Source organism: Vibrio sp. Vb0888 (assembly GCF_033338835.1).
GTDB lineage: Bacteria > Pseudomonadota > Gammaproteobacteria > Enterobacterales > Vibrionaceae > Vibrio > Vibrio alginolyticus.
Window position 1 is genome coordinate 803,560 of record NZ_JAWOTL010000001.1, and the last position, 15,124, is coordinate 818,683.

A 15,124-nucleotide genomic window follows, 5' to 3' on the forward strand; every position below is an offset into this window, starting at 1 on the left:
TTAACGTCCCTCAATCGCTTTCGCTAAGCCATTAAATTTCATGTTGAGAAACGTCAGGCTAGTTTGAAAGTCCATGTTGTTTTGCGTGAATTTTGCTTGTTCAACACCAAGCTCTACGGTGTTGCCATTTTTGCTATTCTGGTAAGGCACCGAGTATTGGGCCTGAACCTGGAACTTTGGCACCGGTTTGTTCACACCACCTGCCGTTACTTGGTTCATTACGGTGGTGAAACTTAGGTCTTTCGCCAAATACCCAGGGGTGTCAACATTTGCTAGGTTACTGGCGAGGACTTTGGTACGCTGAACGCGAAAATTAAGTGCCTCTGGATGTACTCCTAAAGCATTTTCAAATGTGATCGCCATGCATCTTCCTTACAGTTGGCTCGAATACGCCAACATACAAACAAGATACGTGCCATAAAAAATAGCTATATATATCAATGACTTACAAACAAGGATGGAAGCCAAACTTCCGGTTCTCGGAAAGCATTAAAAACAAGAGGAAAGTGTCCACTTCCTCAACAATAATGCTGACGTTACTCGCTTTGACATCAGAACAAGCATTCGCCAACACCAATGACAAAACCCTCAGCGTTGAAGAGATAAAATCCGTTGTAGCAACGGATTTCGAACAAGAGGTGGATCGCGTAGCGCTCTCCAATCAGTGGGGGGAGTACAAACTGGACTTCGACATGTGGGTGCCCGGTTCTGCCAATCACTTGCCAGAATGTCAATCGCCTTTAGTTATCACAGGTCGTGACAACAACACGTTGCCAGTCGGTAACCTCAAGCGCTCAGTCAGCTGCGACAATATCGCATCACCATGGCGAATTAACGTTACGATAAAGTCTTCGCTGACTCTGCCTGTTTTAGTCGCGACAACCACGGTTGGCCGAAATGAAGTCGTAACGGCTAAACACATAAAGCTTGAAACCCGAACCATCTCTCGCCAAGACGATTTTTATACTCGCCCCGAGCAAGCAGTAGGCTTAGAAACCTCTCGTCGTTTGAGGGCTGGACAAGTGGTTAATCCATCCAATTTGTCGGCCCCACCTCTAATCGAGAAAGGCAATGAAGTCATAGTCATTGCGAGCAAAAATGGATTTAGTGCCAGCACAAAAGGAGTCGCCTTAGAAGATGGAGCGAAAGGGCAACAAATTGACGTGGAAAACCCAAGTTCGGGCAAGGTCATAAGAGCAGTCGTAACTGGATTAAACCAGGTTCATACTCAATTTTGATTTTTTGACTCGGGGTAACATTTTTTAATTTTGGCTCTCGTCAGTAACACTGAACTTCGAGTACAAAAAAAATATTTAATGTTTATCACATTCTAACCGCCTACTTAATTTAGAACATGATGATGAGGACCACAGCATGAAAATCGACAAAGTCGCGGGCGGTCATGTCCCACAAACAAAATTACAGCAAGCAAGCAAACAGCCTGTCGACGTCGTCGAACAGAGCAAAGTACACGAGCCTGCATTTCAAGCGAATACCGTAGCGATAGATCGCGCTCAAGCTGAAATGGCATCACTACCTGATGTTGATATGGAAAAAGTAGAACAAGTACGCAACGCATTAGCGCGTGGTGAACTTAGCCTAGATACAAAAGTGCTATCCAAGGCAATCATGCAGTTCCATACAGGTCACGAGTAATAAAACGCTAGGAAGACATCATGGCAAGCGCAGTATCGCAGCGAATTCAACAATTTGTTCGCTCTATATCTGAGGATATTAAGCTTTATCAACAACTGCTTCCTTTGCTTCAGCAGCAAAAGGTATTGTACTTAAAGTTTGATGGAGAGGCACTGAACGACAATGTTCAGAAACAAATGCCGATACTCAATAAACTCAGCCGCTCCGCCAATGACAGAAGCCAGTGTATGCGAGCGCTGGGGTTAGCGTGTAATGACGCCAGCGTAAAACGAATTTTCAATGCTTTGCCTGCCCAAATAGGTATGCAAGCTAGAAAACAATGGGCGCTATTGGAAACGTTGGTAAGTCAGTGCCAACAATACAATCAGAGCAATGGCCACAGCTCTGCGGCGTTCCATGAGTTGGTCAGTCAACTCAAACAACCTGTGCAACACACTTATGAAGATAAATCGTTCTAAACGATGTTCGTCTTGCCTACAGATTCAGTCGCCATCTCGGCTGAGTACTGTAGGCCTTTTTATTTTTATTGCCTTTCTGTCCTACCTTCCATTCACATGCCAGGCAAAACCAAATGCTGTCGATATTCAAACGCAGTATCAAGTATTAGCCCCATACAAACCACAAATTGCCAAGCGTCTCGATTCATCCAAACCGGTAATTAACCACATTTTCAAACAGCTTCAAAACCACTCATTACCAAATAGCCTAGCCTTAGTGCCAATGTTAGAATCTTCTTACAACCCCAAAGCCGTTTCTCACGCTAACGCCGCCGGACTTTGGCAACTGATACCAGCCACAGCGAAACGTTTCGGATTAACGATAAATACAAAACAAGACGATCGCTTTGACACAGAAGCTAGCACAACGGCCGCGCTCAAGTACCTGGCGTTTTTATACAACAAATTCGATCAAAATATGGCTCTCACTTTAGCTGCATACAATGCCGGAGAAGGACGTGTTGCACGTGCTATTCAGCGAGCAGGAAGTCGAGATTTCCAACAACTCACGCTGCCTAACGAGACTCGCCAATATGTCAGCCGCTTCTATGCATTGGAAAAGTTGATAGATATCGGTCAGTTACAATCCTCATCATTTCAACCTTTACTCTTATTTGCTCCAGACGCTCCTATGATTTCACAACCGCTGGTCGACTTTAGCCGACTGCCTCCGCTAGTTAATTTGTGATAAAAGCTACGACAGAGCTCAATGTCAGAGAAACGTAAAATCACAAGATCCTGTTCGGCGGATTTGAAAACTCGTGATCTCTATGCAAACGTGTGCAAAAAAGTTGAGGTAAGGTATCTCAAAGATAAGAAAGAGTAGTGGTTTACTAAAAAGCGCCCCAATTGCGCTTGGCAATTGGGTAGATATCCGTCACATTGCGTTTGCAAAAAAACATGAAAACCAATGGTCAGACCTAATAATTATTTACACACTAAATGTAAAACAGCTATTGTTTTCATAGTTCGAAACAAATCTAACATATCAAGATGACGCTTCGCTTGCGCGTCTGGAATAAGTCCGGGTTCCGGGGGGGAGTCCGGACTTTTTTATTACTCTAAAATCTTTGCCAACAATAGCGCCAACAGATGCTAAGTCGTAATGATGCAAGCTAGCTGTTTATAGTAATTCTTTAGAAATCAACTGAAGCAAAAACGTTTCGCGCTCAATGCTCATGCCTTTTTTCGGGCTTTCTGCCATCGTTTTTTCATTGTGTGCAATTGCTTCGTGAATGTTCATCCATACCGGGCGCATTCCATTTTTAACTTCGTAATCTTCATACGCCGTTTCGCCTAGCTCACGTTCGATTTTACATGTATAACAATACGACACCATGTGCATCACGTCAGCGTCATCCTTGTACCACGGACGAAACTCCTCAAAGATTCCGAAAGGCTTAATACCATGTATATTTTGGGCGCCCGTTTCTTCCTCTAATTCACGGACTAATCCAGCAATGACATCTTCACCATCATCAATACCACCGCCTGGTAGCGTGTAGTCATGGTAACGTTCTGTATAGAGCAACAGCACATCTTCACCATCAAGTACAATGGCTCGCGCTGCATTGCGCTGAAAAACAATTTTGTCATCCAAATGCTCTATGTCTGGATGAACGGTCGATTTTAAATGTCTCATCGAAAATACCACGGTCAATGTTTTGTGCGCATATTACCGAATTTCACACTTTAAATCATTGTTGTAGGCCAAGTACGTTCGAGCGCTTGTCAGGAAGTGATTGATATGACCTTCACAACAATACGCCAAGAACAGAAGTGTGACGTGCTAATCAGCAATAAATGAGAATATCTAAATTCTTATACGTCCCTCTTACTTTTAACATCGATAAGACAATAATCTCTTAAAGTTGCCTATAATCAATACAATACTCGCCCACCCCATGCGGAGATAAAGAATGAAAAAGACAAATTTAATGATGGCTATGGCTGCAACATTGGTACTGGCTGGTTGTTCAACTTACGAGGGAGCGACCCGATCAACTGAGTATACCTCCGTTGCAAATCCCGCAGCCGTATACTGTGTTCAGCAAGGTGGTGAGCTGGATACCGTGTCGGAAAACGGCGAACGTGTCACTTACTGTGTGCTGTCGGACAATGAACGCGTCGAGCAATGGGAATACTATCGCGAGAATCACAAAGAAAATGAGGGTGACAACTACTAATTATTTTTGTCGATACGTCACCTTCCCTCTATCACTTAGGAGCCTTGGGGCTCCTTTTTTATTTGATTTATCAAAGTGTTCTTACGTTGTTTTTACATATCTCTGACTTTACCGCACATCGACCCTATATCGAACAGTGTTCTATTCTTGACATTCCCCTGACATAACTTTCCACTTGGACAATAAAATTCCAAACACAGATCACACTAATTCACATTTCTTCCACATTTTCTGGGACAGGTGAGCAAGATGAAAACACAAATAGTAAAAGAAGCCGAGTCAGCCCCAAGCAACGTTGTCACTGAAAAATCAAAGCGCATTATTTATAAATCGAGTTTAAACGCCTTGATGATTGTCGCTATAAGTATTCTCGTTAACCTTAGTCTTCGTCTTGATTATGTCGTGTTGGGATCAAGCCTTGGCGAGCTTTCCGTTACAGAAACGCTCCAGCTTGTGATGCTTGCTATTGCATCATGGTCGTTTTTCAGCTTATCGAAACAACAGCCTCAGCTAAAGCATGCGGCTATTTTGATTGCAGGATTTTTTGCAGTACTGATTATTCGCGAAACGGACTATTGGACAGACATGATTCATCATGGCTCTTGGGTTTTCCCAGCACTTGCTGTCACCGCACTGGCTTGCGCCAAAGCTTACCAAGGTGGTAAAGGTACCATGAACGAAATGGCGACCATTTTAACGGTGCCACATATGAAGCTATTAGTTGGCGCTGTGATGCTATTATTAGTCTTCTCTCGTTTGTATGGTATGGGCAGTTTTTGGCAACAAGTGATGGACGAAAATTACATCCGTGATGTTAAAAATATCTCAGAAGAAGGTATAGAACTGCTTTGCTACTGTTTGATAGCATTAAGCGCCGTCCGCACAAAACGCGAGCTTAATGAATAGACTCAGGATCAAAGCGACGGTTCAATGCCGTCAGTATCGGATGGAAGATACTTAATGCCTTTTCCGCAGCACCTACAGATTCATCCAAGGCCGTCATTTCGACGGCCTTTTTCATTTCTTCAATATGTTGCAAAGCCTCTTTATCGAGCGGTAAAGAGAGCAATTTGTGAATAGCATCTCTTGCGATCATAAGTGGCTTTTTTCGGACAATTGATAAATCTCGGAAAAATGCGCCATGCTTGACCCCTTCTAAATAAACTCGGTAGGTTGTGAGTTCATCGAGTAGCAAGAATGTCTCCGCCATAAGCCCTTTATGTGGGTATGGCACGCTAATATGTTTGCTGATATCCAGTGGAATATTGAGAGTCACCCCCATGGATTCGCAATCGGATTTAAGTACTCGTAATAAGCCTTGCTCATCCATCAAATTCTGGATATCAATGATTCGTTCGAGGTGGTAGTCATTAGACAGCAAGATAACCTCAACCGGATGCCCCAACCATAACTCGAACAACCCACTTTTGCACAAAACTTGGGAAACATAACGCATGTTTTGAAACGTGTTCAACGACTCCGTTTCTAAGAGTATATGACGTTCAGGGAACGGATTCACAGAGTCTGCGTTTAGGGTTCTAAAATACGCGTACATCGCCTCTGCTTCAGAAACACTTTGTCCTTGCGTTACTCCGCCACAAAAAACAATCACCGTTCGCTCTATCGGTAGTGATGCAGTCCTACAAGACAAAGCTTCGACTCTGGTTATGCCCTCAGAGGTCAACCTGTTATTGACGAGGCGTTTACCTAAAACGATGACGATGTTGTCTAACTTCATTTTAAAATCTCGCGCTTAGTTGGCAGTGTTACAAAAATCTTCTTTCACTCCCGACCCACAAGCTTTAACATCTAGTTAACAACACTGTTCTAGAGACCTTTATAAAGGTTCACTGCTAAAGGAAGTCAATTATGCTGTCGATTTTCGATATATTTAAAATTGGTGTCGGGCCATCCAGCTCCCACACTAATGGTCCTATGCTTGCCGGATTCCATTTCACTCAGCTAGTTAGCGACTCTATGGCGAAAGTGCATCGGGTGCAAGTGGACCTTTATGGCTCATTGTCACTGACAGGTCGAGGGCACCATACAGACCGAGCCACGGTCCTTGGTTTGATGGGAAATAAACCTGATACCATCAAAATGAGCAGTGCCAAAAGTGCGCTACAAAATACCATAGACAATAATACGCTCATGCTCGCCGGTACACACCAGATTGAGTTTAGCTACGACCATGACATCGTCTTTCATAGCGACAACCTTCCCCTGCATGAAAATGGTATGACGATTACGGCATTAGACGCAGCTGGAGATCAAGTAGCGTTTGAAATTTATTACTCCATTGGGGGCGGATTCATCGCCACCGCCGACGAACTAGAGAACGGCACGCAACAAAATGAGGTCGCAGTACCATTTCCGTTTACATCCGCAGATGAGATGCTGGAAAAAGCCGAGACGAACGGTTTCAGCTTGGGAGGCATGATCCTCCAAAACGAACTCGCATTTCGCTCAGACGAAGAAATTAACCAAAGAGCAGAGCAAATTTGGAAAGTGATGTCGCTCTGCATGCAACGTGGCTTCGATACGGAAGGGATTTTGGAAGGTGGTCTAAATGTCACTCGTCGAGCACCAAACCTTTTGAAAAAGCTCGAAGCCAACGCTGCAGTTGAAAACGATCCGATGGAGATCATGGATTGGATCAATCTCTTTGCCTTTGCGGTTAGTGAAGAAAATGCAGCAGGAGGGCAAGTCGTCACTTCTCCAACGAATGGTGCAGCAGGGGTGATTCCGGCGGTATTGATGTACTACCATCGCTTCATCAAAGAGCTCGATGTTAAACAGCTAAAAGACTTTCTCGCAGTCGCCGGCGCTATCGGCATCTTATATAAAACTAACGCGTCAATTTCTGGTGCAGAAGTGGGGTGTCAGGGAGAAGTTGGGGTTTCTTCATCCATGGCTGCCGCTGGCTTAACAGCGCTAAGAGGGGGCAGTAACGAGCAGATTTGTATTGCTGCGGAAATTGCGATGGAGCATTCATTGGGTATGACTTGTGACCCGATTGGCGGCTTGGTTCAAGTACCTTGTATTGAAAGAAATGCCATGGGAGCAATGAAAGCGATTAATGCATCGCGTATGGCATTAAAGCGCACAAGTAAATGCTTAATTTCGTTAGATAAAGTTATCGAAACCATGTATCAGACTGGTAAAGATATGAATAAAAAATACCGTGAAACTTCTTTGGGGGGCTTAGCTGTCATTCATATGGCACCGCCATGCGAATAATGGCAGGTGGTCATTGCGCTTAGCTTCTCACCATACGCTTATCTGGTAATTATGATCTGATGATATTACATATAGAAATGCCGCGAAGAACGCGGCATTTTCTTAACAAGAAACTATTCGATTAATCACGTCGACCACGAAGTTCAATTTTTTGAGTTGCAGCATCCGAATGGATTGTTACACCGCCATAGGCCATTTCATTGCGACCCTTCAGCGTCAATTGAGAATCTGCACGCTCTACGTCAACCTGATTTTTCGTTGCCATCGTCATATCAATCGTGCCCGTGTATGACCCATCGCCAGCAAATGCTACGTTTGTTGAGCAAACCATCAAAACAAGTGCGATTAGTTTTTTCATACATCACCTCTATTAGCGTTCTTACTTTCTGTCGGTGGAAAAACTGTAACAACAGAAACGCGCTCATACGAGGAAAGCCATTATTTACCAAATGGAAATCCATGCTAATAAACTGATGTAACCAAGAATAACTTATCGTTACCTTCAATAAATCAGGGATAAGGTAGCAACTTAAATTGACCGAGCGTTGTCTTTTCTTAAGAAATTCAGCGATATGATTTGTCGACAAAAGCCAAGCGAGACAATGTATGAGCGTTAATCTGGATATTCAAAATATTTTGGTATTAAAACGGATGTATGAGTTACGTAACGTCCGGTTAGTCGCAGAATCACTCGGTAAAACGTCAGGAGCAATCAGCAAAAATCTGACAAAGATGAAAACTCAGCTCAATGATCCGCTATTCGTTCAGACCAAAAATGGCTTTGAACCAACAGCTTTTGTGGAAGCGAACATTGCGCATTTTGAGCAAATAATCAACAGTATTGATTCCATCAAACCACAGCATTTTTCACCAGCTCATTTTGACGGTTCAATCACTATTTATGCCAACACATTGTTTTGGGAGTACTTTGGTGACAAGTTTTACTTGGAGTTACTAAAGCACGCCCCAAACGCAAAATTCTCATGTTTGCGCTGGGGTAGAGAAGCAAAAAAACGATTAATTAACGGTGAAAACGCCATTGCGATTCATTACTTTGATGAAGATCTGCCACAGTCAATTGTTCAGACCGAACTAGGGCGAGGAAAAGCGGTATTTTTTGTTCGAGAAGATCATCCCGCTCAAAACTCCCAAGAACTAGAAGAATACCCTTTTATACTTTTTAAAACGCCGGGATGGAACGACTACCGATACCCTGTGTTGGAAAGGCTCAAACATATGGGTTTTAGAACCACACCTAAAGTGGAAATTGAGCATCCAGCGATGATTCAAAAAGTGCTTCTGCAAACGAATCATTTTGGCATAACGATGAGTGGACATGTTCCTAAGGGTTGCCGAAGTATCGCGCTTCCTGCTGGGCTAGAGCTTGATGTTCGCTACGTGATGAGCTGCCGTCGCTCTCAACAGCAAGCTCCGGTAAATCAGTGGTTATTAGATGTCATTAAGCATGTCGCTCAGTCCTAGACTGATGACTTGCCATTGCTAATAAGAGCCAAACCACACATGCGCTCTACTCACTCGCTGAACGAACATTAAAGACTCTGTATTAACCATTGAGCAAAGGTGTTTACGTGTGATTTTTCGGATGCTCGAACCATCATATAATGTGCACCAGAACTTGGCATATGCCAATTTCCAACCTGGACTAATACGCCCTGTTGCAGCTCATCCTCAACAAGAAAGTCTCTTACCAGCAACACGCCAAGTTGATTAATCGCAGCATGAATAGCAAGCAATGAATGCTCAAACTCGGCGACGACTTTGCTCACCTTCCCTTGATAACCTTGGTGCGCAAGCCAGTCTTGCCAAGATTCATGATAACCGCTAGTACAGATTTTAGGCACTTTAGCTAACTGCAAGAGGTCATTTATCGGGTTTAAATGCATAAAGCCCGGGCTTGCGACAACGATCCAGTTTTCTTGGGTTAATCGTATGGCTTCTTGCTCTTGCCAATCTCCATCTCCGTTAATAATTTCGATATCCGCAATCGCACTGGCGTTTGGAACTGTATTAGCAGTTGTCGAGACTTTAAAGGAAATGTCTGGGAATTGTCGCTGAAAATCAGCCAATCTTGGCATTAACCACTGAGAGCAAAAGCTGTGAGCGACATGTAAGTTAACTTGCGTATTCTTGGGACGAGTAAATAAATGCTGCGTCGTGGTCGATAATGTTTGAAGCACATGATTAACCACAGGCCAGTATTCTTGTGCGGAGCAGGTCAGCGTAAGGTGAGTGCCCTTACGCTCGAATAACGTCGCATCGAGCTGTGACTCTAGCGATTTCACCTGTTGGCTGACGGCCGCACGAGTCACATTTAGCTCCTCTGCGGCTTTTGTAAAACTCTGTAGTCGCGCCGTGGCTTCAAAAGCTCGGAGCAAATTGAGCGGCGGTAAACTTTGCATATCATTCTCCCAAACACTTGGCTGTCATGCTATGAACTGGTGATGACAAATTGATGAAGGTGCTGAGTTTACGTATGTTGAGCACATGTCAAAGCGTCCCGATATAACTATGTTTCTACACAACTACTTAGTTTGTTAAGCGGGATCAAAAAAGCCAGCGTGATACACGCTGGCTTTTGGAACTTTATCTTAAGCAGGAATTATTCTGCTTTTTCAGTTGTTTGGTATTCAAACGCAGGAACAACCACTTCAACACGACGGTTCATTTGACGACCTTGACGTGTCTCGTTGCTTGCCACTGGGTTAGCTTCACCCATGCCTTTCACTGTCATACGCTCAGCCGCAATACCTTTTGCTTGGAACTCGTCAGCAACGGCTTTCGCACGTTTTTCTGTGAGTTGTTTGTTGTAAGCAGCAGAACCTGTCGTATCGCTGTAACCCGTGATCTCAACTTGAGCTTGTGGGTAAGTATTCATCAAATCAACGGTACCAGAAAGGTTCGACGTGTCTTTCACTTCTGCACTTTCTAAGTCGAATTGTACTGTCGCTGTTGTTTGAGCAGGGTAAACGTGATCTACAATGCGTGTTGCAGGACGTGCTTCTACCACCTCTTCAACGGCTTTTTCTTGAACGACTGGCTCAGAACCAAACTTGTAGTTGAAACCGATACCGAAGAAATCTGAATCCATGTCTTCAATTACATCATCAGACATATCTTGGTAGCGTTGGTATTCAGCACGTAGGCTCCAGTTGTAGTTGATTTGGTATTCAGCACCCAGAGAGCCAGTTGGTACGAAATCTTTCTCGTCACCAGCCATCATGTATGCAGCACCAACTTTCGCGAATAGATTCCAAGAATCCGTTAGCGGTAGGTTAAATTTAGGAGCAAGCGTCAACGCCCAAAGATCACCATCAACGGTGTTTAGGCCAGGCTTTTTGAAGTTTGCAGTGAAGTCACCAAGGTAATCAACACCATACTCTGCTGCAACGTACTTGTTGAAGCTGTAGCCTAAGTGCATAGATGCTGCAAAACTGTCGTCGTCACAAGGTTCGTTTAGGTAACACGCATCGTTTAGAGAGTTGTAACCTATTTTACCGCCCATGTAAGTGTCAGCAAGTGCAACGTTTGAGATCACACCACCAGCAAGTACAGTAGCCACTGCTATAGCGATTTTTTTCATTATTCTTTTCCTTTTTCTTGTACACAAAGCAACACATCGCGGCAGCATACTGCCGTAAAATATGAAGCCGTAACTTTCTCTTTTCTTCGAATAGAAATAGCTAAATAGCGTAGGAAAGAATCAAAAATGATATTCAAACGCCAATGACGTAAAACGGAAAAAGGTAACCTCAAGACCATCTATTCATGAGCTTCATCCGCATACCCAACCGAAAAACAAAGTTCGTTGCGTTGGTTTAGCCATAGTCAATTCGTTGCGGAGAATATCACAAAGAAGCCAACTTTCTGTGACGCAAATCACCATAAAAAGCCACTTTCTCAAATTTAAGAATCATCATTTAAGCTTGTGAATGGCAACAAATTTTTACAGGGGAGCGTGGATCTGGAGAGCACAAAAAAACAGCTCATTTAAATGAGCTGTTTTCGAAATAATGAAAAAGCGTTAACTCGTCGCGCTAAATTTTATCCGCTACGGTTAACGTTGCAGCTAATACATCTTGCCCAAACAAGACACTACGCTCAGGAGACCAACCGTAAAGTGGATCTGGGTGATTGTTGTTATCTTTAAATGGCATTTCGATTGTGTAAGACAAGCATTTGAACTGCTCTGCAACCCAATTTGAACCCACCGTCAAATTCGCTTTACCAGGCTCATCTTTATCGTAACCAATCTCATCTTGGAACTCTGGCGTAATAGTCAGTAACGCTTGCTTAAATGATGTCTCTAAAGCGGCAAGATTTTCATCGTAAGAAGGAATACCTTCTGAGCCAGCGACGAAGTTATACGGAATCGCTTCATCGCCATGAATATCTAAAAACATGTCAACACCCGTTTCCAGCATGCGCTGACGCACAAGGTAGACTTCTGGGCTCTTTTCCATTGATGGCGTTTGCCATTCACGATTTAGGTTTACACCTACTGCGTTGGTACGCAAGTGACCGCGAATACCACCGTCTGGGTTCATATTTGGTACGACGTAAAGCACCGCTTTTTCAAGCAATGCACGTGCAACCGTGTCGTTTTCATCTAACAGACGTTGGATCATACCTTCCATGAACCATTCCGCCATGGTCTCACCTGGGTGCTGACGTGCAATCATCCAGATTTTCTTTTTGCCTTCTTCTGGCTCACCGAAAGTAAGCAAGCTCATGTCATTGCCATCTAGCGTATGACCAAGCGTCTCTAGTTGGCAGTGGTGCGCGCTTTGTGCCATGTGTAACAAGTCTAAATGACGATCGTACGTGTATGGCGCAAAGTACGCGAAGTAAATTGAGCTGCGCTCAGGGATTACAGTGAAAGTCAGCGTGTCGCCATCGAACTCTGCCGGTACTCGGAACCATTCTTCACGATCGTAAGACGCAACCACATCGTAACCTTGCCATCCTTCTGGATAAGCCGATTTAGCCAAATCAAGCAATTTGATGGTGTGTGATTGCTCGGCTTCTGTCTCAAGACGGAAGTGGAACCACTGGTAGAATTCCGACATATTGTCGTTAGGAATTTTGAGTTGGATGTCGTTTTTGTCGTCCGCTTTCACTACGTGAATGCTGCCGCTATCGAAGTTGCTGAATACTTTCATTTTATGACTCACCTTTTAAATCTGAGCTTGAAAGACAGAGGCTAACACAAGGCTTCATCGCGCCCCAATGACTTTCACTGCAAACTGTCTCGTTTGTGGCTAAAGTCTTCAGTTTAGTCAAGCTTATCCGCTTTGCCTGCTGGTCCCGCGAGTTTTGCTAGCCACTTATCCCAGATAAACGGCGTTTTCTCGTTATCTTCTGCTTCCTCTTTTCGACGTACCGCGTTGCGCACTATCATAGCCCCGGTCCAGCGAAGCGGTTCTGGTGGGAAATACCCCAACGGTCCTTTGGCTAAACCACTGTTCGTCCACTCGTTATCGATTCCCAATATCAATGAAGATAAGATCTTTCCGCCCATTCGAGTCTGCGCTACACCATTGCCTGAATAACCAAATCCGTAAAAGATATTGCTCTGTTTATCTAGCTCGCCGAAAAAAGGGAAACCAGTAGCAGAACGATCAGAGCCCCCCGTCCATGAATAAGCAAACTCCTCTCCTCTCAAATGAGGAAACAACTTATCGAACGACTTGCGCAGTAGACCTTGGTAGCGTGTTGGCTTGTTAAACATTGCGTCGACTTGGTTATTGAAAGAAAACTGATTGCCGCCTTTCCCCAACATCAAACGGCCATCTGGCGTATCTCGGTAATAGTGGACGAAGATACGTGAATCCAACACGCTAGAACCTGCCTGCCAACCAGATAGAGGTAGTGCGTCACCAAGCGGCTTGGTGATCACCATGTCGGAAGAGACCACCACGATACTGTTTTTGAACTGTTTAAACTGCTCCACCATCCATGCATTTAATGCCAATACCACCTGCTGCGCTTGAACATTTCCTTTAGGTGTACAGACAGTGGCAGGTTTTCCATAATCTAGACGCGTCATCGGCGTGTTCTCATAAACTTCTACACCCAGATCAATAGCAACACGGCGTAACCCCCTCACTAATAATGCAGGTTGAACGCTGGCTGCAACTGGAGAGTGAAAGCCTTCTATATGTCGAGGTGAACCCGCATTGGCACGCAGTTCCTCCACCGAGCAACGACGCCAACTGTTCACTTCTAATCGCTTTAACTCGTCCACAACTGGCTGCATTCCCCCAGTTTGAGCCTGATTGGTTGCAGTGTAATAAACCCCTTTCAACGATAAGTGCGCATCAATGTTGTGCTGCTGACAAAAGTCGTCAATCTCTAGCACTGCTTGTTCCGACTCTTTTACTAACCAAGCAGCATGTTCTTCACCGAATAACCGTTTCAATGTCGGAAACTTGGTAGACCAAGTCAGCATACAACCGCCGTTTGCGCCCGATGCACCACTGCCACAAAGGCCTTTTTCAATCACGACTACCTTTTTTTCCGGAGATTGCTGCTTAATCATAATCGCGGTCCAAAGTCCGGTGTATCCGCCACCAACAATCGCAACGTCAGTATTAATGTTCTGCTGTAACGGTTGTGGCGTTTCTGGTTGCTCAGCTTCAATTGCCTGCTTGAACCAATATGAATGATGTGTCATCGGGTATCCTCGTTAGTGCGTTACATCCATTTCCGCAAACACTTTACAAACGATGATGACAATCAACGAGCAAGAAAATCTAACGCTGAGCGATAGAAAATGTTGCACTGAGAGTGTGCGAATTTTCGCTTCCAACAAAAACAAAATGGGGAGCTCGTGGCTCCCCAAAACAAACAGCAAAAAATATTAGTGGTAAACAATTCGAGTCCGTCTTACTGGTTAGTATTTACCGGTATCACGCATGCGGTACTCGTATTGAACATTGAGAATAGGCTGGTAAACAACTTGCCCGTCACTTTGCAAGAACTCATTTACCATGACTTTTGAGTCAGTGATAGAAAACGATTGGCGATCAACATACGTTGTAAGGCTCGTAAACTCATCACGGAGTTGTCCAGATGATTTATTTTGGTAGCTTTGGATCATGTCTCGGCCCATTTCATAAGCCGCTTGTTTGCTATCCATTACGTCGCCATGGATAGTTTCGGTATCGTTTGTCCACTGATAACCACCAGCAAGAGCCATAGAAGGTGCAGCAATCAGAGCAATCGTACTTGCTAAAGTTGTTAAGCGTTTCATAAACCTCTCCTTACTTACCTTTACATCGGGCCAAAATTGGCTCGATACTTATAAGGTACGTATAAAGACCTAAAACACGTCAAAACAATTTCAAATAATGTTCAATTTTCGTTCAACTTATTTCACATTAACTTAGCAACTCAACGTCATATTCAGCCGACATTCGCATTTTCTTCATTTTGAACAATGGGTTTCAACCTGACACTTCCTTACCAAACCATACAATACCTAAGGTCAATTTTCTCTTAGAATTCCAGCAAAAGAACAGTGTT

Annotated in this window: 17 protein-coding genes; 8 read left to right on the forward strand and 9 right to left on the reverse strand. The window is 44.0% G+C overall.

The features are described from left to right. Positions 1-363 (reverse strand): flagellar basal body rod protein FlgB, encoded by a 363-nt coding sequence (flgB, locus tag R7P72_RS03510; RefSeq protein ID WP_005374013.1) that lies wholly within the window; start codon positions 361-363, stop codon positions 1-3. Positions 364-440: 77 nt separating this feature from the next. Here flgB and flgA point away from each other — a divergent pair, with 77 nt between their 5' ends. The 4 genes from flgA (at position 441) to R7P72_RS03530 (ending at position 2,841) form a co-directional block, all read left to right on the forward strand. Further along, positions 441-1,238, forward strand: coding sequence for a flagellar basal body P-ring formation chaperone FlgA (flgA, locus tag R7P72_RS03515; protein WP_031777223.1), 798 nt, complete (start codon positions 441-443; stop codon positions 1,236-1,238). A gap of 136 nt (positions 1,239-1,374) precedes the next feature. Beyond that, entirely contained in the window at positions 1,375-1,656 is a 282-nt protein-coding gene (gene flgM, locus R7P72_RS03520; RefSeq protein WP_005374016.1) for a flagellar biosynthesis anti-sigma factor FlgM, read from the forward strand. Positions 1,657-1,676: 20 nt separating this feature from the next. Continuing rightward, a complete protein-coding gene (flgN, locus tag R7P72_RS03525; protein WP_005374018.1) occupies positions 1,677-2,114 on the forward strand; it encodes a flagellar export chaperone FlgN in 438 nt (145 codons plus the stop codon). Next, entirely contained in the window at positions 2,095-2,841 is a 747-nt protein-coding gene (locus tag R7P72_RS03530) for a lytic transglycosylase domain-containing protein (protein WP_042523341.1), read from the forward strand. The genes flgN and R7P72_RS03530 overlap by 20 nt, the downstream gene beginning before the upstream one ends. A 435-nt stretch (positions 2,842-3,276) precedes the next feature. On the opposite strand, the gene R7P72_RS03535 is transcribed toward R7P72_RS03530, so the two are convergent. Then, positions 3,277-3,795, reverse strand: a complete 519-nt coding sequence (locus R7P72_RS03535; RefSeq protein ID WP_005374021.1) for an NUDIX hydrolase — start codon at positions 3,793-3,795, stop codon at positions 3,277-3,279. Positions 3,796-4,072: 277 nt separating this feature from the next. Here R7P72_RS03535 and R7P72_RS03540 point away from each other — a divergent pair, with 277 nt between their 5' ends. Next, positions 4,073-4,339 carry a DUF333 domain-containing protein gene (locus R7P72_RS03540; RefSeq protein ID WP_005374023.1) on the forward strand — a complete coding sequence of 89 codons (267 nt, stop codon included), beginning with the start codon at positions 4,073-4,075 and terminating at the stop codon, positions 4,337-4,339. 249 nt (positions 4,340-4,588) lie between these two features. Further along, entirely contained in the window at positions 4,589-5,245 is a 657-nt protein-coding gene (locus tag R7P72_RS03545; RefSeq protein WP_005374025.1) for a hypothetical protein, read from the forward strand. Here R7P72_RS03545 and R7P72_RS03550 read toward each other — a convergent pair. Continuing rightward, a complete protein-coding gene (locus tag R7P72_RS03550; protein ID WP_213907127.1) occupies positions 5,235-6,077 on the reverse strand; it encodes a YdcF family protein in 843 nt (280 codons plus the stop codon). The genes R7P72_RS03545 and R7P72_RS03550 overlap by 11 nt on opposite strands. Before the next feature lie 131 nt (positions 6,078-6,208). Between R7P72_RS03550 and R7P72_RS03555 the strand changes: the two genes are divergently transcribed. Next, positions 6,209-7,579 carry an L-serine ammonia-lyase gene (locus R7P72_RS03555; protein WP_005374028.1) on the forward strand — a complete coding sequence of 457 codons (1,371 nt, stop codon included), beginning with the start codon at positions 6,209-6,211 and terminating at the stop codon, positions 7,577-7,579. Between the two features lie 121 nt (positions 7,580-7,700). Here the strand turns inward: R7P72_RS03555 and R7P72_RS03560 are convergent, their stop codons facing one another. Next, positions 7,701-7,937: a hypothetical protein gene (locus R7P72_RS03560; RefSeq protein WP_005374030.1), complete on the reverse strand. Its 237-nt coding sequence runs from the start codon at positions 7,935-7,937 to the stop codon at positions 7,701-7,703. 248 nt (positions 7,938-8,185) lie between these two features. Between R7P72_RS03560 and R7P72_RS03565 the strand changes: the two genes are divergently transcribed. Then, the gene (locus R7P72_RS03565) at positions 8,186-9,061 is read left to right on the forward strand and encodes a LysR family transcriptional regulator (RefSeq protein WP_213907126.1); all 876 of its coding nucleotides are present in this window, start codon (positions 8,186-8,188) and stop codon (positions 9,059-9,061) included. Between the two features lie 68 nt (positions 9,062-9,129). Here R7P72_RS03565 and R7P72_RS03570 read toward each other — a convergent pair whose 3' ends face one another. The 5 genes from R7P72_RS03570 to R7P72_RS03590 all read right to left on the reverse strand — a co-directional run bounded on the left by R7P72_RS03570 (position 9,130) and on the right by R7P72_RS03590 (position 14,852). Continuing rightward, positions 9,130-9,999 carry a LysR substrate-binding domain-containing protein gene (locus R7P72_RS03570; protein WP_213907740.1) on the reverse strand — a complete coding sequence of 290 codons (870 nt, stop codon included), beginning with the start codon at positions 9,997-9,999 and terminating at the stop codon, positions 9,130-9,132. Positions 10,000-10,199: 200 nt separating this feature from the next. After that, positions 10,200-11,180, reverse strand: coding sequence for an outer membrane beta-barrel protein (locus R7P72_RS03575; RefSeq protein ID WP_054579230.1), 981 nt, complete (start codon positions 11,178-11,180; stop codon positions 10,200-10,202). Positions 11,181-11,634: 454 nt separating this feature from the next. Then, on the reverse strand, positions 11,635-12,759 hold the full coding sequence (locus R7P72_RS03580) for a M14-type cytosolic carboxypeptidase (protein WP_017819760.1): 1,125 nt from the start codon (positions 12,757-12,759) through the stop codon (positions 11,635-11,637). A 113-nt stretch (positions 12,760-12,872) separates the two neighbouring features. Continuing rightward, on the reverse strand, positions 12,873-14,273 hold the full coding sequence (locus tag R7P72_RS03585; RefSeq protein WP_042523350.1) for an FAD-dependent oxidoreductase: 1,401 nt from the start codon (positions 14,271-14,273) through the stop codon (positions 12,873-12,875). A 219-nt stretch (positions 14,274-14,492) separates the two neighbouring features. Beyond that, entirely contained in the window at positions 14,493-14,852 is a 360-nt protein-coding gene (locus tag R7P72_RS03590) for a DUF3316 domain-containing protein (RefSeq protein ID WP_017819758.1), read from the reverse strand. Positions 14,853-15,124: the final 272 nt, after the last annotated feature.